Here is a 21014-nt window from a genome sequence, read left to right on the forward strand (position 1 = left end):
TCGATGCGAGACCGACCATGAGCGATGCCATCCAGTTTGAACGTGAGTGCGGCCTGCTGACCCTGCGCCTCAACCGCCCCGACAAGAAAAACGCCCTGACCCGCGCCATGTACAGCCACTTGGCCGAAGCGCTGAAACTGGCGGATTCCGACCCTGAAATCAACGCCGTGCTGATCACCGGTTCTACCGAGTGCTTCACCGCTGGCAACGACATCGCCGACTTCATCCAGCAACCGCCGAGCAACCTCGACAGCCCGGTGTTTCAGTTCATGCTCACCCTGCTCGAATGCCGCAAACCGGTGATCGCCGCTGTGGCCGGTGCAGCCGTGGGCATTGGCACGACGATGCTGCTGCATTGCGATCTGGTGTATGTCAGCCGCGATGCGCGCCTTCGCATGCCGTTCGTTAATCTCGGATTATGCCCGGAGTTTGGTTCCAGCCTGATCCTGCCACGACTGCTCGGGCAGGCCAAAGCGGCGCAATTGTTACTGCTGGGCGAAGGCTTCAGCGGTGAACAAGCCGCGCAGTGGGGCATTGCCACCGAAGCCTTGGACAGTGGCGAAGCGGCGTTGGCCAAGGCGCGGGAGATGGCGTTGCGTTTCGAGTCGCTGCCACCGGAAGCGGTGCGCATCAGCAAGCAATTGATGAAAGCTGCGGACCGCGAACAACTGCGCATGGCCATAGAAGAAGAGAGCGCACAGTTCACCCAACGGCTGCGCTCGCCGGAAGCGATTGCGGCGTTGACCGGGTTCATTAAACGGCATTGATTCTGCCGTGCCTGGGCGGGCCTCATCGCGAGCAGGCTCGCTCCCACATTGGATCTGTGGCGTGCACAAAACCAATGTGGGAGCGAGCCTGCTCGCGATGGGGCCCGGCCAGACAACACATCTTCCGGATCAGAAAGCAAAAAGCCCCGCCATTCACAGGGCGGGGCTTTTGTTTTTCAGCAACCGGTCATTCAGACCATCTTGTCGCCAACGTGCAGGATTTTCATCCCGTTGGTGCCGCCGATGGTGTGGTAGCTGTCGCCCTTGGTCAAGATGACCCAGTCGCCTTTCTCCACAACACCGAGTTTTAGCAACTCATCGATCGCGGCCTGGCTGACTTGCTCAGGTGGCAGTGATGCCGGGTCGAACGGTACGGTGTAGACGCCACGGAACATGGCCGCGCGGGCCTGGGTTTCGCGGTGCGGGGAGAACGCATAGATCGGAATCGAGGAACGGATGCGCGACATGATCAACGGCGTGTAGCCACTTTCGGTCAGGGCGATGATCGCCTTCACGCCCGGGAAGTGGTTGGCGGTGTACATGGCCGCCAAGGCGATGCTCTGGTCGCAGCTTTCGAAGACCTTGCCGATGCGGTGGCTGGAGGTCTTGCTGGTCGGGTGCTTTTCAGCGCCGATGCAGATGCGCGCCATGGCTTGCACCGCTTCCAGCGGGTACAGGCCGGCAGCACTTTCAGCCGAGAGCATCACGGCGTCGGTGTAGTCGAGTACGGCGTTGGCTACGTCGGACACTTCGGCGCGGGTCGGCATCGGGTTCTGGATCATCGACTCCATCATCTGGGTCGCCACGATCACAGCCTTGTTGTGGCGGCGTGCGTGCAGAATGATTTTCTTCTGAATGCCCACCAGCTCGGCGTCGCCGATTTCCACACCCAGGTCACCACGAGCCACCATGACGGCGTCGGAAGCCTTGATCAGCGCGTCGAGGGTTTCGTCGTCAGCCACGGCTTCGGCGCGTTCGATCTTCGCCACCAGCCAGGCAGTACCGCCGGCTTCGTCGCGCAGTTGACGGGCGTATTCCATGTCGGCGGCGTCACGCGGGAAGGACACGGCGAGGTAATCGACTTGCATCTCGGCAGCGAGCTTGATGTCGGCCTTGTCTTTTTCAGTCAGGGCCGGAGCGGTCAGGCCGCCACCGCGACGGTTGATGCCTTTATGGTCGGACAGCGGACCGCCGATCAGCACGGTGCAATTCAGTTCGGTGGCATTGGCGGTATCAACGCGCATCACCACGCGGCCGTCGTCGAGCAGCAGCTCGTCGCCTACGCCGCAGTCTTTAACCAGGTCCGGGTAGTCGATGCCGACGACGGTCTGGGTGCCTTCGGTCAGAGGATGGCTGGTGGAGAAGGTGAAGTGATCACCGATCTTCAGCTCGATCTTCTTGTTGGCGAATTTGGCGATACGGATTTTCGGGCCTTGCAGGTCACCCAGCAGGGCGACGAAGCGGCCGTGCTTGGCCGCGAGGTCACGCACCAGCTTCGCGCGAGCCTTGTGCTCGTCGGGGGTGCCGTGGGAGAAGTTCAGGCGGGCGACGTCCAGGCCAGCCAGAATCAGCTGTTCGAGAACTTCCGGCGAGTTACTGGCCGGGCCAAGGGTAGCGACGATTTTGGTGCGACGGACGGACATGCATAGACTCCTGAGTTCAAGCGCTGAGTGAGGCTACTATGGTCTCCGGTTGTAGTCATTGTTCATGTGCACTACTTATTCGTTTGTTTCTTGAAACGAACAATCCCGAAAGTTTTCAGCCGCGCGGATTTCAATAGACCTACCGTTTGTCGGCACTGTTAGTTCTATCAGGTAGGCAGGCGCTTGAGGGCGGGATTGAATGCGCTGGAGCTTCGTCAAATGGTGACGAGTCAGGGAGATGACAACATGACTATAAACACTCAGGAACTGGCGGCGCCGGTAATCGTTGAACCGAAAGAGCGCGACAGAGTAGATAACCAATTCAGATTCAGGGGGACCGGCGTTCCAGGTGCCATCGTTCATGTTGTATCGGTATTCGACAACAGTCCGGTATTGCGTGTCCCCGTAGCGTCGGACGGTACTTGGGCAAGTGGTCCTTCTGATCCCCTGCCTAATGGTCCGAATAAGGTTCGGTCATTCCAGATGCTTAACCAGGAGCGTTCGCATGATTCGCCGGAACTAACCTTCACAGTCCAATGACCGGAACGTCTTCGCTCATTTGCAAGCCCACTGAGCCTTGGTGGCTCAGTGGTTTTTTTCGCTCGGTCATGACGTTGAGTGCCACCTTGCGCCAATACTCAGAAGCGGGTGATTCGTTACCTCTTGTCTTATGCTGCTACACGCTCATTCCTGCACCCGATCATTGAAGATTTTCGTCAACGGGTCGATACAGAGCTCAAGACAGGAGAACCCCCATGCGATTCGTGCTCATTGCCGCCCTTGCCATCAGTGCCCTCAGCGTCACGGGCTGCACCCGTTGGTCGATGAACCATCATTTGAATAACGCCTACAGCGCCTATGACCGCGGCAACTGCGAGCAGGTCATGCTCGAATTGTCCAAAGTCGAACGCGCCAGCCGAGCTCGGCCTTACGTGTGGCCGGAAGCATCGATGATGCGCGGGTTGTGCCTGGAACGGCAGAAACTGTTTGTCGATGCGGCGCAAACCTACCAGTTCATCATCGCCGCGTACCCGCAAAGTGAATACGCCTACCGCGCCCGCGCCCGCCTGGAAACCTTGCAGTCGCTGGGCCACTATCCGCTGCGCAGTGCGGCTGCGGTCGTGCGCCCGACCCGGTTCTGATTGTCCTGGTCGTGCAAAGGCTGGCTCACCGGCGGTGGTGAGCTATAGTCGAATAGATCGGTTGAGAGCCTTGCCTCCAATCGACGCAACACCTGTGATCGGCAGGCGTAAGCGACAGCGGCTTTATGGACTGTCGCACCGGGATCGGGGAGAGCGCGCCTCCAGCCTTTATTAAAGGCAGGCCCGTTCCGAAGCATTAGTGCGACCCTGCTTAAGGGCCTTGCTGGGCCAATTGCGTATGTTCACTGACCGCCGGATCGAGCGGCATCAACTGCCGTATTTTCTAAGAGTGTTCAACAGCGTCACCGACAAACCCATCGGCTTTCTGGGCAACGTGTCCGAAGACGGGCTGATGCTGATCAGCCAGTTGCCGATGATGATCGGCGCCGATTTCGATTTGCGCCTGAAAATCCCCGCCAGCGATGGCTGCCTGCAGGTCATTGATCTTCAGGGGTGTTGTTTGTGGTGCCATGAAGACACGACCCCTCACCATTACGACGCCGGGTTCAGCCTGCAACGGGCACCGCCGGAGTATGGGCAACTGGTCAGCGCCTTGAAGCAATACTTCAGTTTTCAGCCGTTGCCTGCCTCTGCCTGAAGTGTAGGAGCACAGCTTGCTGGCGATGGCGATCTTGAGTCCGCCATCGCCGGCAAGCCGTGCTCCTACAGTCGCTATTAACATCAGTTTTCAGCCGTTGCCTGAAGTGTAGGAGCACAGCTTGCTGGCGATGGCGATCCTGAGTGCACCATCGCCGGCAAGCCGTGCTCCTACAGTCGCTATTAACATCAGTTTTCAGCCGTTGCCTGACGTGTAGGAACACAGCTTGCTGGCGATGGCGATCCTGAGTGCGCCATCACCGGCAAGCCGTGCTCCTACAGTCGCTATTACGTCGTCTTGATCGCCATCTCGTTCGCCAGCGACCGCTCCACCAGCATCAACCCCAACTCACTCAACTGATAAATCGCCATCGCCAGATGTCGCGGCTTGTCGTCCAGGCTTTCGGCCAGGTCTAGCAGCAGAATGCTGACCGACGAAAAGGTCTCGAAGGTTTCGATGGTCAAGGCTTCAGGATTGGCATCGGGGACAACGGTGAACATTTTCATGGCACGGTCCTGGGAAGAGCGGAGGTGGTTGGTGTCGGGTTTGAGGTAATGGTCCAGCGCCTTGTCGGCGGCGGCGTGGAGCTTTCTTGAATCGAGGGTGGCGTAGGGGGAAACCGGGTCGGTTTCGGGGGGATTGGGTGTTGCCTTGAACATGATCATTGTTCCTTTTAGTGGAGCTGCCACCGTCTCGCGACTAAACGAGGGGTGGCGGCTGTACGCAGGTTAGTCGACCGGGAGGAACATGAAAAAACCGGCGCGCCCGAGGGCGCCCTGCGCACAGCCACCATTGAGTGCGGGGATAGGGAATACCCGACTGAATGACGCTTATGCACCTTCATGTTACCTACCGGGCGACTAAACCCGATCGCTGATTGGCAGCGATGTGGATCAAGTTACGGGGCAATACCAAGGCGCACAAGCCGGCGGATTCTGGCGGATGTGTAGGCAAAGGCGCAAGGTGCTGTAGCCGCGGACTGAAGTCTTGAGGACACAGGGGGAAGTGATGGGGGGGGGGGGGGTTACCGTTTGTCGGGACTGTCAGTTTTTACAGGTGTCAGGCTTCGGAATAAGCAGTGATATTAGCTCATCAAAAAAAGGAGGCGGGAGTCATGAGCGACGATCTTGAGGCATCAACCGAACCCAAAATGCCGACACCCTATATGATTAGTCCCCTTCAGGGAAAAGGATATGTTCTTCCTTTGAAAGTTGAGGGTCTCGCGGATTTTGCATCGGTGGGCAGCGTCACCGCTACGTTCGAGGCCGCTTTCTACCCTGATTATCAGCCCTTCAGGGGTGGAGTCGGTCCCAGCCGTGTATTTGGCTTCTCTGTCGCAAGTTTGCCGCTGGGACGGAATTACTTACATTTGCGTTATAGCTGGATGGACACGTCGGTATGGCCTCCTGGAACCGGCCAGTCTAATTGGTATAACACGGGAAACTTCTATGTAATGACCAAACCGGTTATCCAGTCTCCAAGTACTGGACAAAATATCTTTACTAAACGTCCGGTAGTTAGTGGGAGTGGGCATGGAGGTACTTCGCTCAGGGTGGTAAAGGCAGACAGTCCTGGCACGGTATTGAGCACTACAATTACGATACCCAGCACAAAAAATTGGAGCGTTACGATCAATCAGGATTTACCTGGCGGCAGTAACTCGATTGTGGTTGAACAATCTGTTGCCGGTTATTCAGCCGTTCACTCTGATCCTGTGACATTTACGGTGGTCTATCCAGCCACTATCACTCAGCCGAGAACGAACGACGTAGTACGCGAGCGCAGACCGGAAGTCTCAGGAACGGGCTCTAACGGTACAACCGTCACGGTATATCGGCAGGGCGGCGTCGGCGGGGCCTATGGCAGCACTACGGTCGCCAGTGGTATTTGGAAAGTAAGGCTGACCAAAGACCTGCCTGAGGGTCCGTTTGTTTTTCATGCTGAAACAAAGATCGGCACGCAGCTTGTTGGCTGGTCAGACCCGGTACCCGTCACCGTGCGGCATCCGGCCCCCAATGCCCCGGTTATTACCGCACCAGGGGAAAACTCGGTACAGGATCAAACGTTTACGATTTCAGGAACGGGCGGTGCGGCAGGTGCCACGGTCGCGATTCTTAAGGATTTCGAGAACATCGTTCTTGACACCGGTTTAGTGAAACCTGGTGGAAGCTGGGACGTCACTCTCACTAAGCCCGTACCACCGGGACCTGCTCTCCTGGCGGCGAAGCAGTACATTGGCAGCGGTGACCATTCCGGGCGCACGCGGCGCGACTTCAATATCCGCCCACCCAGGGCCGTACTGCAGGAAGTCAAGGCTGACGACCTTGGCACCGTCACCATCAAAGGCGCAGGTTATGTCGGTGCGGAACTGGAAATTTTTTATGTAAATGATTCGAACTATTTGCACACGTTCAGGGTCACCGAAACGCCCTGGACCAAAACCTACCCTGACTGGTTACCGGGTAGCTACAGCATTAAGGCCCGTCAGTGGGTCTCGGGGATCGCGAACCAGAAAATCTATTCCGAGTGGACGCAGAGGGCTGTCGACTTTGTTGTAAAGGTCCCACCTCCCACGCTCACACCTCAAGTCGGTACCGACCAGAAACCGAAGTTTTCCGGCTCCGGTACCCGTTGGGCTGGCCACGCGCCGGCCAAAGTCGAACTGCGGATCACCAGTTTCTCGAACCCCATACTTCCTTCGATGCCGATCGTCGAAGTGAAAAGCAATGGTAGTTGGAGCAACGATGCGATTGAGCGGTGGGACCCGGGCACCTATTTTGTTGAGGCGCGGCAGCTGTTCACGCCCACCGGAAAACCACAACTCTCGTCGGAATGGACGGCGTCTGCGCAAGTGGTCATCAAGGCCCCGTTGCCCTCGATCGACACCATCGTCGAAAACGGCCTATCGCCGGACATCACCGGCACTTGCTGGAAGGGCGCAGTGGTCACGCTCATCTTCAGTGATGCCAACACAATGCCCCATTCCGTATCCGACAGCGACAAAGACGGTAAATGGATCTTCCGCCGCCCGGCGCTTTTCAAACCAGGTTCCTACACCGTCAAGGCGACCCAAACCTTCGGGGGACAGACCTCCAACGAGGTGACCAAACCCTTCACCGTGGCTGTTCCAAAGCCTGTCGTCACTCCACTGACACCGCCGGTAGGCTATGAGCCGAGCATTGCAGGCAGTGGCGGATATGTCGGTGCCGAGATGACGATTTACAATTACAGGACCGACCGGGTACTGGGCAAGGCGATGGTGATTGGAGAGGCTTGGTCGGTGCAGCTTCCGGAACTCGAGTTTCGCGACTATCAGATTTACGCCGTACAGTCGTTCGGCGCACTGCTTTCTGCCAACAGTGAGCGAATCAGCTTTGAAGTGGTGTTGTTGCCGCCCACGGTCGACACGCCGAAACCGGTAGATACGGTTGCCCGCACGTTCCGAATCGAAGGTCATGGCAGCCGCGCGTCGGGTTCGGACGTGGCGCAGGTGTGGGTGTGGCGGGAGGAGGATACGGAGCCTTGGGCCCGGATTTCAGTGAAGTACGACGGCACTTGGTACTACGACGCGACCTTGCCGTTGGGGACCGAAACTTTGCGGTTCAAACAGTTCTTCAAGGAGCAGGCGTCTGAATTCACGCTGGATCATGTTCTCGGCGTCGTGCCTGCTCAGCCGGTGATCGAAACACCGGCCAGCGGTGAAGCCATCGAGTCACGTGTGGCGATTTCCGGTTTTGGCTACTGGGGCGATAAGGTCAGCGTTGCCTTCGCTGACGCCCTCGAAGTGAACCTCGGTACCACGGAGGTCCTGGAAAACGGCACCTGGTCGCTCTGGCTGTTGCTTGACCGGCCGGCCGGTCATCCCTCGCTCGTGGTTCAACAACGCTTCGGGGACTATCTCTCTGGATGGACCGCGCCGCGACCGGTTGAACTACGGACCCGGCCACCGCAGTTTACCGCGCCGCTTCGCGGCCGATGGGTCAAATCCCAGCCGACGTTTGCCGGCACGGCAAGGCCGGGGGCAGAGATTCGGCTGCAGGCCTGGTCCAACCCGGACATAAACCTGATCACATCCCCTGCTGTCGGCCAAGACTGGGAAGCGATACCGCCGAACGAGTTACCCCAGAGCGAGCACTGGGTATGTGCGGTGCAAAGCGTGGAACAGGGTGGGGGACGGGTATCCGCCACAGCTGACAGCTCTCGATTTGAAATCATGCCCGCTCAGGACGGCGACGCCGATCTGAACCTCTAATTCCCCGACAAACGGTAGCGTCTACTGTCATTTGTGACAGTAGACGCTACGCCAGTCATGCCACCTAATAAAGCCATAGGGAATGACAGGCCCGTCATTCGTTTCATGTCGATGATGCCCAGGACACAGGAGTAACAGCATGACCCACTCCCCCATTCAAATCGCTCGACAGATGTACGAACAACTCTTCGACGGGCCTTTGCGCCAACAATTTTCAGTACTCGGTGAGTATCTGGAGAAAGAGGGTTCGGTGTGCGTTCTGGCGCAAAAGGGCGTGGGTGGACTGGTGTCCGAGTACGGGATGAGCGTTCAGCAGGCTCGCGCTTTTCAAGAGCGAATCAACGGTCTGGCGACGCAGGTTGTACGCCGGTTTATCGAGTACCGGCTGGCCGATGAAGAAGCACCGGTGCAACCGTCTGCAGGGCTCAACAGTGGTCCGAATTATTCGCTGTTGTTCAATCCCAAATTCCACGAAATGTGCCCACCCAGTGCTATTGAAGCGATTCATTCGCCCGCGGCTTATCTGGTTTGTCTGATGCATTGGGCGCTGCATCGGCTGGGGGCCGTGGATGGTACGGCGTTACCCCTGACAGAGCGGCGCCCTGACCTGGAGGCGCTGTGGGTTGACACCATAGCGGTCAATGGCACGGTGTCTTCGGTGGAGGTCATTACTCGCGTAATGGAAGCTTTCATCGAGAGCAAGAGCGGTGCGACGCAAAACATCGACAAGGACTTGAGCGAACGCTTTTTCCCCAATACCTTGCCGTTTCACACCCCTTGGGAAACGCTCGATTATGTAACGCGGCGATGTGCCGAGTCGGTCGGCAGTGTCGTGCGCCTGTGTGATCCGTCGTTTCCGTATTTCATTCGCCCGATACCTTGGGGTACCGGGTACGACAAGGCATTCACCCAGGCCGCGAGGCTTAGCCCTGCGCAGCAGGTAATACTGACCGAGGCGATACACGAGGGCGAGGACGGGATCGAGAGATTTTATCCGCGCTACTTTGGGCTATCGCAGTTGTTGGCAGGCAACCTCAGGCACGTGAGTGTGTTCAACGAGCGAACGAAGCTGGACTATGAGCGCCTGGAAGCGTTGTTGTCGATTGAGGGATTTTCTACCGGTTTGTCTGAGAACGTGTCAGGCCCCGGTTTCATGGACACATTCATACTGCCTGTATCGGGGGTGCATGCCGGATCGGTCTTCATTCATAAGGGAATCAATCCCCCTATATCCATTAAGTATGGAGAACAGGGTCAGCCGGATATTTTCAATTTCTTCGAGAACGTAACTCTCGACCGTTTTGACCGCATGAACCGAAAACTGCGTCTGGATACCTGGCTGGAATTACCCAGCCACGAAGTCGATGCCGTGATCGTCGCAGCCATGAACGCTGAAGAGAGATCCGTTGCTGCCCCAACGTACGAGATGACGGCCAACACCATTCGGGCACTGGGTCTGTTCCAGGAGTTGCGCGAGCAGTTTGCCTGTACAGCCGAGGATTTTGCGGCGTTCTTCGGGGTCATCTCGATTTTCGGTCGGGGCACTGAAAAGGCTCAGTTCGATCGCATTTTCAACGAGCACGCGGGTTTCCCGAAGCCTTTCAAAATCGACGATGTCGAGTTTCCGATCATCCCGGTATCTGATGCAGACTGGCTCACGGTCAAGCAGTTAAGGAGGGGGCTGGGCATCGACCTGGAGACCTATTTCTACCTCGCGTATTTTGTGGCCGGTGCCCATGAAGTCTCAAAGCTTGCGCGCAGTTTGCCGATAGTTTCCAGTTTCTATCGAATGGCCCGGTTACCGCGCCTGCTGGGGATTACGCCCATTCAGGGCGTCCTGCTGCTTGGCATTCTCGGCGGCGAAACCTGGGTCGCTTCGCTGGCCGGCGCCCCCCGGACTAACACTAATCGAAGTGTAGCAACACCGGATGCACTCACCGTGATTCACGGCCTCATGGACTGTGTTCGTTGGTGTCGCGACGCCGAGTTGCCGGTGCACTGGGTCATCGAGCAGGTGACGCCGATCATGGCGTCAGCACTACCGACAGACGCGCAACTCAACCTGTTTACCCAATTGCAAGTCCAGCTCCTGCCCGTGTTGTTTACCGAGCAAGCACTGATCATGGTGGGTGTACCGACCCTGTCGAATAATCGCCAATGGCTGGACGTGTTGCGGGCGCTGGTGGATAAGCACGGGCTGATCGTTCACTTCGCCGAAACGCCGGAACAATCGTATGAGTCCTATGCCCGGGAAATGATCGATCGAGCCGTGTCAGCCGCTATTGGCGGTATCGACGACGACGCGCGACTGATCATCGTCGAGAAAATCCTCGCGGTGATCCTGCGCAGCGAGGCCGGCCAGCGCAATGTCGTGCAAGGAAGCCTGGGCGCGCATGCCGAGCTTGCCTCGGAACGGGTCCTGCCGGTGCTGACATGGTCCGGGTCAACGGTGTACGGCGTATTGACCGAGGTGCTTACACGTTTGCCGGTCGCCGCAGACAGCACCACCCGCCGGCAGGCCGCCGAGGTACCGGGCGATCCGTTCCTGAGTATGCTGGCCGAGTTTGCGCGACGCAGTAACGTGGCCACGACGCTGGAGCTGAGTGCGGGTTTCCTCATGCATTTCACACAGGTGGGTTACCAGCGATGGTTCGGGTTGCAGGCTGTGCAGGAATTCTCCCTCTCGACCCTTTATTACCTCACGGTCTACAAGCGTGCGGTCAAGGCGGTCACGTTGACCGGCCAGTCGGAGGAAAAACTGCTCGATTACCTGACGCGCGTCAACGCTTTGCCCGACAACCTTGATGGCGACGGGAAAGTGCTGGTTCAGGAACGGGCGGCGAAAATGCTGGCGGAGCTTTTGGCCTGGAGTGTCCAGGAAGTGCGCGCCTGCGCGAACCACGTGAATCCAACCGAAGGTTTTATCCGCACATTGGCGCAGCTTGACGTGCTGACCCGTATTCGAGCGTTCGCGCGGCGAAGTGGTCTGGACGCCGAAACCATCCTGGACGTGGCCGGGCTGAACCCGGATAGCGCTTTCGAAGTTTACGAAAGCGTTGCGGATCGAGTCAGTGCCAGTTTGTCCGAAAGCGCCGACCCGACCCTGGCCGATGACGTCGAAGCGATAGACCTGGATGTGCAAGTCGAGTGCGTCGTTTCCAAACCACAGTTGGTGGCGAACCATCCTACAGATTTCGCCACGTACACCGTGACGGTACAGAACCGTGCGGGCGCGAAGCAGAAATCCGTCAATGTGCATTGGCGCTCCGGGCTGGGTCGATTTGAGTCGCCGATGGTTACCACCGACAACCTGGGAGTCGCGACGGTGAAATTTTACCCCGGCCCGCAGATGGGCACGGCTGTTCCATCGTTGGAGCTGGAACTGGAACTGGGTCTGGGCCAGGCCAAAAAACGCGTTGCGCCGAACGTCGTGATCGGTCCGGAACGGAGTTCGCTGGATCTTGATACGGACAACCCTTTTCCGGAGCCTCCCGGCCCTGTGCTGCTCGGAACACGGGTTACCTATAGAGCAACGGTGATGGACCAGTATAAGAACCGTTTTGTGGGTGAGCGGGTGGGCTGGAAAGTTGATCCCATTGCTCAAGTACCCATCGAAATTTTGACCAACAGCCAGGGTGTCGCTGAACTGACATTCACCAGTGACGAAGAAGCTGAAGTGAAGGTCGAGGCCAAGGTGGGAAACGCTTCCCTCTATTTCTGGCCCATTAAATTTGTTCAAGAGCTTCCTTAACCCGAATGAGTTCACTGGCTTGCTGCTAGCCATGGCGAACCGTGAAAACTTAACACTGAAAGGAGATGGTGATGGCCAAGCAATCGTTCGGTGAACTGGCGGCTCTGCGGCGCAATGCATTGATTGACCTCAGTTTGAATGCGAAACATACCGAGGAATACTTTCCCTATCCGATGGGGCTGCAAACGGCTGATGACTTGTTCGCATGGTTACGCTCAGACCCTCTGGATAGCGAGCAGGTCAACACTTCTTGGGTGGCGGAAGCCGTGAGCTGCCTGCAACAGTACATCCATGCGGTTTATCAAAAGCTCGAACCGGGCTACAGCGGCCGCCAATTTGACCCCGATGATCTGCAAGAGTGGGACATCGCCAGCAGCTACGGCCCCTGGTCGGCGAGCCAATTGCTCAAGTGCACACCGGAAGATTACATCACGCCTTTTGTGCGCATTGGCAAAAGCGAGTTGTTCAGGAAACTTGAGGGTCATCTGAATCAGGCACGCCTGACCGCAGACTCAGTGCAGCAAGGGGTGCAAGAGTACCTGCGCACCTTTGAGGAAACCTGCAATTTGAATGTGCTCACCTGTTATATGGACGGCTCCAACCCGCTGACGAGTGATTATTACTTTGTTGGCAGGGAACGTATCGCGCCCCATCGTTATTTTTGGCGCAAGGCCGCCATAAAGCTTGACGTCAACTCGCCCGCGGTGAACCCCACGGCGTGGGGAGAGTGGCAACAGGCGGACATCCCCACCGACGAGAGCGTACTGGACAGCCGACTGGTGTTCTGGGAAGGGCGTTTGTGCATGGTCTGGGCCGAATGGCGCACTGCGCTGATTGACAGGTCTGCGGACGGGGCTATGCACAAGCCTCATGAACTGGAAATCAAAGTGGCGTTTATTGCGTTGAATGGACGCTGGTCACCCCCCATCCGGTTACACCTGTCTCAGTTGGACAAGGACGTATCAAAGGACTGTCGGTTGGTGGCGGTGGTTTTGCGAGATGCACAGGACACCCGATACCCCGAAGGCCGGCTGGCCGTGCATGTCACCAATGGTACGGCAGTCGCGACGACGAAGCAGGACGGTTCCGTTGCGATCTACGAAACCCGTGATCTGCTGCTGCGCAAACTGCCGGACGAAGGGCCTGTCATGGATTATCTGGTCAATGTGTTGTTTGCCGAGCCTCTCAGCGTTCAGCGAAAGATAGTGCCAGGTGATTTTCCTTCTCTTTCCAGTGCCACCGCCACAGGTAAATTAGCCGATTATCTTGGTATCAAGGCTTACATCGTTGCTTTCGGTAACGAGTACAAATTGCGCGTTCAGGGGCATTGTGCACTTGTGGAACCTGGCAAAACGGGGAGCAAGGTGCCTTTCACGCTGACGGTGAAATACGCGACAGAAAACGAACTTCCAATCACCGAAACGCACTCCAGCAACGGAGGTTGGTCGACGAATTGGCTAGAATTGAAGAGGCCTTCGTTTACCAATGCCACGATTACTTGCACACTAACGAGTGCCACTCTTGGGGGGAAAACCGTTGTTTTGAAGCTCCCTGACACACTGCCTGCGCAGGGGCCCCTGCCAAGCATTCATAAACCCCAGGCAGGTGCGGAGGATAAAGGCGCGCAGTTTCTGGCCTTCAACCAACCGGAGTCTGTACTCAGGCTCAAGTACGTTCGGCTGAACACGCTGATCGGCGCCGACCTGGTGTTCCGTTCCAATATATCAATGGGGGCGGTGCTCGACTGGTCGACCCAGTTCCCGAACGAGCCAACGATTCCAGGTTTGACTGAACCGAACGGCCCGTTCGACAGCAGCAACGGTCGGTATTTTTGGGAGCTGTTCTTCCATTTGGCGCACTTGGTGGCGTGTCGCTTGCGTGATGAGAATCGTTTTCTCGAGGCCCAGCAGTGGTTGCATTACCTGTTCGACCCTCAGGCGCCCGCCAAGGCGGCTGAGGGGCAGCCTGCTTACTGGCGATGCCGGCCGTTGGCGGTGGGGCAGAGCACGATCGAGTACGAAGCCTTTGCGCCGACCGACCCTGACGCGATTGCCTACTCATCGCCCCGGCATTATCAAATCGTGATCTTTCTCGACTATGTGAACACCATCATTGCCTGGGGCGACTGGCTGTACCGCCAGCTGACGCGCGACAGCCTTGTGGCGGCCAAGTTGCAATACGTGCGGGCCCTGAACTTGATGGGCCGAGTGTCTGACAGCCGAACCCGCTACGAATGGTCACCCCAGTCACTGAAGGATCTGGTGTCTGAGCTCGAAACTCGATCGGCACTGGCTGACTTTGAAAAAACACTGTCACTGGAACCCGACCAGTTGCCCGTCACGACTGCCCGATTCGTGCATCCCGGCGTGTACGGCACGACATCCTTCAAATTGCCGGTGAGCTCGCGTTTGCTCGAGTCCTACGACCTGCCAGCCAAACGCATCTATAACCTGCGACATAACCTGACTATTGACGGCAAGGCTTTGTCGATTCCGTTGTTCACTGCTATGGACCCTAGAGCATTGTTGAACCATCTGGCGGCTGGCGGTACGGGAACCGTACGACCGATGGGCGGCCAATTGCGGGTGCCGGCGTTCCGCTGGCGAGTGTTATTTGAAGTGGCAATGCGTTCGGTGCAATTGCTACAGGAGTTTGGCAACGAGGTGCTGCGCTTGATCGAGCAACAGGATCGTGTCGAGCAGGAGGAAATACAGCAGCGGCATCTGACCGAACTGGGCGATTTTGCCCGCCAGGTGCAAGAAGAATCCCTTGCCCAACTGGAGGCCAGTCTGACCGCATTGCAGAGCAGTCGGACAATGGTCGAGGAGCGTCACTTACATTTCAAAGAGCTGTGTGAGGGAGGGGTCTCCGAAGACGAGTATGAAGTAATGACGTTAGTCGATGTGGCCATCGGTCTGGCGAGCGGCTCTACCGGATTCAGGAGCGTAGCGAGCATCTTTGACGCACTTCCCAACGTTTTTGGGCTTGCAAACGGCGGCCAAAGGCTGGGAGGTGTACCCGAGGCTGTCGCTTTGGGCCTCCAGATTGCAGCAGATGGCGTACGCCATGCCGCCGATAAAATGGCGACGTCCGAAAGCTATCGTCGTCGCCAGCAGGAATGGGGGTTGGCACGGGACCAGGCCAGCGCCGAAATAAATGCGATCAATGCTCAAATCACTGCTCAGGAGCGAGCCATCGATTCGGCCCAGGCCAGTCTGGATCAAACCCTCAAGGCCAATGCTCAGGCGCTGAGCCTCTTCAATTTCCTGAAAACACGGGCCACCAACCTGGAGTTGTATCGCTGGTTGATCGGCCAAATGAAGACCTTGCACTTTCAGGCCTACGACGCTGCTGTGTCGTTGTGCCTGAGCGCACAGGGGGCGCTCCAGGCAGAAACGTGTGAATTCACGTCAAGCACCATCCGGCCAGATGTCTGGCTCGATCAGCGTCACGGTTTGACGGCCGGCGCCTCATTGCGGGCGGACCTGTTGCGGATGGAGTCTGATTATCTGCAGCGTTATGAGCGACGCCAGGAAGTGGTCAAGACAATCTCCCTGAAACAGTTGTTCGATGACCCCACCAGCGGCCAAACGGGTCCCCGATCCTGGCTTGAAGCGTTCGATGAGTTGAAAGCAGAAGGCGTCCTGAACTTTGAGCTGCGTCAGTTACTGTTCGATCGTGACTACCCGGACCACTACTGTCGGCAGATCAGTTCCGTCGAAGTCACGCTGCCGGTGCTCAAATCCGCTTACGAGGATGCCAGGGCCACGCTGTTGCAGGTGGGCAGCTTCACGGCCACACAACCGTCGTACGAATCGCTGGATTACTTGCACGGTCATCGCGACGGGGTGGCGCCTGCGGATGTGCTGATCAACTTGAGCAGCGGTCAGCAAGTCGCCTTGTCTGTCGGGCTGGACGACAACGGCATGGCCGTCTTCAAGCCCGATGAAGGCTTGCTCAACCCGTTCGAGAACACTGGCGCGGTGTCGCGATGGAAACTGACTTTCCCCTGGCACAAGCGACCCCAACAAGCCGCCATGCTGGCCTCGATGACAGACATCGTAATCAAGATCAGTTACGCAGCCAAATTAGGCGACGCTGCGTTTGCCAACAGAGTCCGGGAGTTGGTGATCGCGGCCGATCCGAAGCTCGAACCGGGGGTGGAGCCATCATGAATACGCGACCAATCAACACGAACAGCAATCTGGTGCTCAATGGAGATTTTAAAGAGCCCTACACTATCTGGGAGGTAAATGGGCGAGATTACAGGGTGAAAGGAGGTGAGTGGGAGGGGAATCTCATCAACTATGCTCAACTCTGGAACGAGACTTCGAGTTTTCAAACGCTGAAAGTTGAGGTCGAACCCGCAGAGGGCGCGCGTTACCACCTCGGTTTTCTATACGCAAACACGCACACGGCAGCGCTGGGCAGAGTACTGATCGGCAAAAAAGGTGCTGAGGATAAAGATAAGCTGAGCATCGACTTGCCTCCCACGGGAGGGGCCAGCGACGCGGAGCTCAAATTACGCGAAGGGGGAGCCTATTTGCCGCTCGACCTCGACCTTCATAAGGGCGACGACCTTGACGTTACCCTGATCAGTCCGAGGAGAACGTCGAACGACCCCAATGCGGACATACGAATTACCCGCATTGAACTTCATGTAGAACTGCTGCCGTTGCAATTGCTGAAGTTGGTCAATGACACTCAGCGGATTGATCCTGGCCAAGTGCTGTATCTGTGTCTGGGGGCTACACGGGAACAACGTCATAAATTGAGTTTTGAAGTCCATTCCGACAGCCATTGGGTGGACACCGACGCTGCACTATGGGCCGATGACAACCCGCAGGAGGCAATGATTGCATCGCCCGAATTGGGGATTAACCAGCGGGTCGAACTTCCATGGTTGCTCGATTGTCCTGAGCTGGAAGGTGGGGGGCCTTACCCGTTCGAATTGAATATCTACAGTAAGTACACCGCCGATCCTTATCCGATTGCGGTATCGCTGGGGCACCATCGGTTGAAGCTGAACGTACTCAAAGGTGCCACCTTTTGGCCGGTTCTGGAACATGGCCAGACGGTGCCGCTGGAGGTCCAGGTGTTGTCGCACTACACCGGCAAGCCGGTTTCGGGTGTGGATGTTACCTGGCGCCTGGGTGAGAACGTTCTGCATATCGCCCCCTCCGATGGCGAAGGGAAAGCGGATTTCGACTACACACCCGACGGTGACGGGCTGCAGACAATTGAAGTATCGGTATCGAGTCCTTACTACGAAGACCTTACAGTGCAGGAGTTGCTTGAGGTCCGTGTGCTGAAGGACGATCCATTGAAGGCGGTGCAGGTCCGGTTTGAGGGGGGCGAAGCCGTTGTCTGGGGCGAAAAAACCGGCTATCCCGACCGTGGCAGTATCTACTCGGTTACCTTGATCATTCCAGCGGGTAGCCCGTTATTGGACACTCAAATTGCCGTGGGGTGGCGCGAGGGTGGGTACGGACCTGAAGACCTGGAGATTACTTCGGTGCCTGACTTTGGCGAGCTGAGGGATGTCCCGGGCACCGAGCTTGAATGGACGCTTGATTGCGGCGATGTGCTGGACGCGCCGTTCGGTCTGTTTCTCTCAAGTCCAATGCTTTTGCGCGACTCGCGTGATAATGCAATGTCGCTGGCACACAACAACCTCAAGATTGGCGAAGTGCGGGAGGCCAACAAGTCACCGGCGGTGGATGAGGGCGATAGTGTGTATTGCATGGTGCAGGTACTGACGCTCAAAAATAAACCGGTACTCAATATTCAGGTGGACTGGGTCTGGCCCCAAGGCAGCGTCACCACTTACACCGGCATCGACGGCTGGTCCAGTGCCTTCGATAAACCGACTAAGGCTGACTCGTACGAGATGGTGGCACATATCAAAGTACGGGAAGATGCCCCCCCCTGACACGTTCATTCCCGATCGTTGCGTTGGCTACCAGCGAGTGGAAGGATGACATTGATTTCTTTTTGGATACCAAGCCAATCGAGAACCAAAGGGCGGGCATTTTGTGCTGGCGCGGCAAACTCCATACCTTTGGCATTACCCCGAAACAGCTGGGCAGCCCGTTCATTGGCAAAATGATTACCCTGAATTGGCGGAACGGCGTCGACCCGGATCTGGGCCTGGTTTTCGATCCACCCCTGGGGAGTCCTGTTTTGCTGACCAACGAGGGTTTGCAATGGGCAATCACCTCCGGCAGCGAACGTAGCGGCATTTTTGAGCTGGAGGTTGAAAGCGCCTATCTGCCGCGCAAACGGGAACTGACAGGCCGTTTGATGGCTGAGAATTTCGATGATGAAGTGACGCTGGTGTTTGATCAAATGCCTTCGCCAATCGGTCGCAGCCCTCTATATCCTTGCATTGGTGCGATTCACCAGTTGACTCTGTTACCCAATGCATTCAGTCCGTTGCAGGGGATTGAAATGTTGTGGAGCAAGTCAATCACTGAGCCATTGCCGCAAAAGATAGAGATTACTCCAAACACTCAAACGTCCGCACTTGTCACGGCAGGCGGCGTGCGATACGCGTTTGACTGTTCAAAAAGTTCGGGAAAGGCACATTTCAAGCTTGTGTTCCATTCGCTCTGGATTTCTTCCTATGAGTCTTCTGAGCAGCTTTACCAACTGGATCACAACAAACTCAAGGTGGGTGCTGTGCGTCAGGCGGCGATTGATCCCGTGTTGAGTAAAGGTGAGCGCGCCTGGCTGGAGGTTCAGTACCTGTCATGGTTCAGTGGCTTGCCGGCCTCGGGAATGCCTGTGCAGTGGAGCGATTCGAAATCCCTACGGATGCAGTCCGAGACTGATGCGGATGGATGGGCTGGTCATGACTATGAACCGCTGGAACCTGAACTGATCCCTGTTGAGGCGCGGGTAGTGAACCTCTATGACGGTGGTTCTGCCAGTCAGGACTTCGAGGTCTTTGCTTTGGATCACGATCCCTGGCAGGACCTTGACGTTCAGACCGCGGACAACCCTGGCGCTCGTACATGGGCAGAGACGACGTTCTTCCCTCGACGCAACAGCCAGTTCGATTTTGTTCTATCGGCGAACGAGAACAGCTACCTGCGGAGTCAGCAACTGGCGCTTGGACTCGTGGGAACAGGGCCCGCTGAACTGGCGTTAACAATGGGCCCGGTTACGTTCGGCCAATGGCGGCCGTTGCAGGATAAATTGCCTTTCACGCTGACCGCCGGTGACGAGAAGGACGGAGGTTTTTCCTTCCGGCTCGCGGCCTCGCGACTGCTGGCGCTTTCGCCACTTAATGCAGTGTCACTGGGGGCGGGGTCGAGAGTTATCAAAATGTCCGCCATCAACAGCAGCTTCCAGGTGATTGACTGGGGTTCCGTGTTTGAGGCTGAGGTAACGGTTGTGTCTGCCTTGTCAGGCAAGCCGATCGTGGGGATGGCCGTTGTCTGGGAAGGTTCCGATCTGGAGCCTGTTTCTACCACCACTAATTTCTATGGTGTGGCCAAAGTCCGTCTTACACCGACAATCGTCGGGTTGGGGCAAGTGACTGCCACAGCCGGTGATGACTCTGCGTTGCAATCAAAGTCCCTTTCATACACCTTGAATGGACCACGGGAAATCCTCGAGATGGTCAGTCCTGATCTGGACGGTTACCCGGGCGATGAAGTCAGTGCATCTGTCATTGTGGTGAATAGTCAAACCGGTCAACTGCTGGAAGGTGTGGAAGTCGACTGGCGATTCAAGGGTTTAGAGCTGTTGCCTACCCTGACCGATAGTCAAGGGTTAGCAAGTATCAGCTTCAAGTTGCCACTGCTGGTGGGCGATTATGCTTTAACAGCTTCGGTACGTGGCGGTGAGTGGGGGCACAGTGCACAGCGGTTGATATTTACCGTGCTGGCCGACGAGAGCACCTGGTTACGGGAGTTCACGCTTTGGCTGGATGGCAAGCAAGTGGATCTGGCCGAGGGGAAGTTGAGCCTGCTGCACGAGAAATCCTATGATCTGGAGTTGAGGGCCAATTTAAATAACTCGTTGATTGGCCGGACCAGTATTGCTCTGGAAGACGTGTCAGGAGCTGAGGCGTTAGGCCTGGGATTTGTTCCTCCCCTGAAAGAGCAGCAGCCGTTGATGGAAGGGCCATTGCACTGGTCAATTTCTACCAATGCAGAAGAAAGCGGTGTTTTCGAATTGAAGTTCAGCAGCCCGGATCTGCCGGACCGGTCGTTGCCGGGACAGATCATTTCCGTTGCTAAGGAGTTGGTGCTTCACTTCGACAGTTTCCCGATGAGCTTGGGAAGCGATATGGCATATCCCTGTCATGGTACGACGCACACCCTCACATTGCGGCCAACACCCACCAGCTTGTTTTTGGGTATGGACGTAAGACTGTTATGGAGTGGTGAGGCAGCCGGAGATCTGGGTGTAGTGATAACGCCTGATCTGAATGAATGGAAGCCCTTGGGCCTGGAAGGATTGACGTGGTCGCTGAATTGCCTCAAGAGTCTCAAAGACGGGGACTTTTCATTGAAGCTGATGTTACGGGATTGGGAAGTGAATTTGTCGCCATTGCCTATGTCTTTGGGGCATAACCTGGTAACGGCTGAACATTGGAAAACGGGGCCACATTGGGCATTTCCAGATTTGGAGTATTTTATTATGTATGTTCGTGCCACCTCCGTATTTTTGAAGACCCCTGCACCTGGCGTTAAAGTAACATTCTACGATGGCAATCCGTCTGATACAGTTACTGGTAAGGACGGTGAGGCCCGTGCACGTGATAGATCTATGAAGATTGTCAATCGATACGACGGAAGTGTTGTCTGATATCCGCTTCTTGTTTCACTAAACAAAACGCCTTTTTTCAA

At 56.7% G+C, this 21014-nt stretch carries 11 protein-coding genes; 8 read left to right on the plus strand and 3 right to left on the minus strand.

Annotation, left to right across the window (positions count from 1 at the left end; genetic code table 11):
- Window positions 1-17 precede the first annotated feature (17 nt).
- Window positions 18-767, plus strand: a complete 750-nt coding sequence (locus tag PMI27_RS00880) for an enoyl-CoA hydratase-related protein (RefSeq protein WP_008156241.1) — start codon at window positions 18-20, stop codon at window positions 765-767.
- A gap of 191 nt (window positions 768-958) precedes the next feature.
- On the opposite strand, the gene pyk is transcribed toward PMI27_RS00880, so the two are convergent.
- Window positions 959-2410: a pyruvate kinase gene (gene pyk / locus PMI27_RS00875; RefSeq protein ID WP_008156240.1), complete on the minus strand. Its 1452-nt coding sequence runs from the start codon at window positions 2408-2410 to the stop codon at window positions 959-961.
- Between the two features lie 75 nt (window positions 2411-2485).
- A complete protein-coding gene (locus PMI27_RS31705) occupies window positions 2486-2773 on the minus strand; it encodes a hypothetical protein (protein WP_150113586.1) in 288 nt (95 codons plus the stop codon).
- Window positions 2774-3165: 392 nt separating this feature from the next.
- Between PMI27_RS31705 and PMI27_RS00865 the strand changes: the two genes are divergently transcribed.
- The gene (locus PMI27_RS00865) at window positions 3166-3552 is read left to right on the plus strand and encodes a tetratricopeptide repeat protein (RefSeq protein ID WP_008156235.1); all 387 of its coding nucleotides are present in this window, start codon (window positions 3166-3168) and stop codon (window positions 3550-3552) included.
- Between the two features lie 238 nt (window positions 3553-3790).
- Window positions 3791-4150, plus strand: coding sequence for a PilZ domain-containing protein (locus PMI27_RS00860; protein ID WP_008156233.1), 360 nt, complete (start codon window positions 3791-3793; stop codon window positions 4148-4150).
- A gap of 287 nt (window positions 4151-4437) precedes the next feature.
- On the opposite strand, the gene PMI27_RS00855 is transcribed toward PMI27_RS00860, so the two are convergent.
- Window positions 4438-4809 (minus strand): DUF6124 family protein, encoded by a 372-nt coding sequence (locus PMI27_RS00855; RefSeq protein ID WP_008156232.1) that lies wholly within the window; start codon window positions 4807-4809, stop codon window positions 4438-4440.
- Between the two features lie 455 nt (window positions 4810-5264).
- On the opposite strand from PMI27_RS00855, the gene PMI27_RS0229970 reads away from it, so the two are divergent.
- The 5 genes from PMI27_RS0229970 to PMI27_RS00835 all read left to right on the plus strand — a co-directional run bounded on the left by PMI27_RS0229970 (window position 5265) and on the right by PMI27_RS00835 (window position 20973).
- A complete protein-coding gene (locus PMI27_RS0229970; RefSeq protein ID WP_008147460.1) occupies window positions 5265-8402 on the plus strand; it encodes a hypothetical protein in 3138 nt (1045 codons plus the stop codon).
- Between the two features lie 139 nt (window positions 8403-8541).
- On the plus strand, window positions 8542-12153 hold the full coding sequence (locus PMI27_RS00850) for a Tc toxin subunit A (protein ID WP_008147457.1): 3612 nt from the start codon (window positions 8542-8544) through the stop codon (window positions 12151-12153).
- Between the two features lie 71 nt (window positions 12154-12224).
- Complete coding sequence (locus PMI27_RS00845) at window positions 12225-16328, plus strand: neuraminidase-like domain-containing protein (protein WP_008147453.1); 4104 nt, start codon at window positions 12225-12227, stop codon at window positions 16326-16328.
- Window positions 16325-18085 carry a hypothetical protein gene (locus tag PMI27_RS00840; RefSeq protein ID WP_024164605.1) on the plus strand — a complete coding sequence of 587 codons (1761 nt, stop codon included), beginning with the start codon at window positions 16325-16327 and terminating at the stop codon, window positions 18083-18085. Before PMI27_RS00845 ends, PMI27_RS00840 begins: the two co-directional genes overlap by 4 nt.
- Before the next feature lie 23 nt (window positions 18086-18108).
- Window positions 18109-20973, plus strand: coding sequence for an Ig-like domain-containing protein (locus tag PMI27_RS00835; RefSeq protein WP_024164606.1), 2865 nt, complete (start codon window positions 18109-18111; stop codon window positions 20971-20973).
- The last annotated feature ends 41 nt before the right edge of the window (window positions 20974-21014 follow it).

Source organism: Pseudomonas sp. GM41(2012) (assembly GCF_000282315.2).
Classification (GTDB): Bacteria; Pseudomonadota; Gammaproteobacteria; order Pseudomonadales; family Pseudomonadaceae; genus Aquipseudomonas.

What these genes read in the sequence shown, in the direction of transcription:
- PMI27_RS00880 (WP_008156241.1), top strand. Translation starts at nt 18, where the DNA reads ATGAGCGATGCCATCCAGTTTGAACGTGAGTGCGGCCTGCTGACCCTG.
- pyk (WP_008156240.1), bottom strand. Translation starts at nt 2,410, where the DNA reads ATGTCCGTCCGTCGCACCAAAATCGTCGCTACCCTTGGCCCGGCCAGT.
- PMI27_RS31705 (WP_150113586.1), bottom strand. Translation starts at nt 2,773, where the DNA reads ATGAACGATGGCACCTGGAACGCCGGTCCCCCTGAATCTGAATTGGTT.
- PMI27_RS00865 (WP_008156235.1), top strand. Translation starts at nt 3,166, where the DNA reads ATGCGATTCGTGCTCATTGCCGCCCTTGCCATCAGTGCCCTCAGCGTC.
- PMI27_RS00860 (WP_008156233.1), top strand. Translation starts at nt 3,791, where the DNA reads ATGTTCACTGACCGCCGGATCGAGCGGCATCAACTGCCGTATTTTCTA.
- PMI27_RS00855 (WP_008156232.1), bottom strand. Translation starts at nt 4,809, where the DNA reads ATGTTCAAGGCAACACCCAATCCCCCCGAAACCGACCCGGTTTCCCCC.
- PMI27_RS0229970 (WP_008147460.1), top strand. Translation starts at nt 5,265, where the DNA reads ATGAGCGACGATCTTGAGGCATCAACCGAACCCAAAATGCCGACACCC.
- PMI27_RS00850 (WP_008147457.1), top strand. Translation starts at nt 8,542, where the DNA reads ATGACCCACTCCCCCATTCAAATCGCTCGACAGATGTACGAACAACTC.
- PMI27_RS00845 (WP_008147453.1), top strand. Translation starts at nt 12,225, where the DNA reads ATGGCCAAGCAATCGTTCGGTGAACTGGCGGCTCTGCGGCGCAATGCA.
- PMI27_RS00840 (WP_024164605.1), top strand. Translation starts at nt 16,325, where the DNA reads ATGAATACGCGACCAATCAACACGAACAGCAATCTGGTGCTCAATGGA.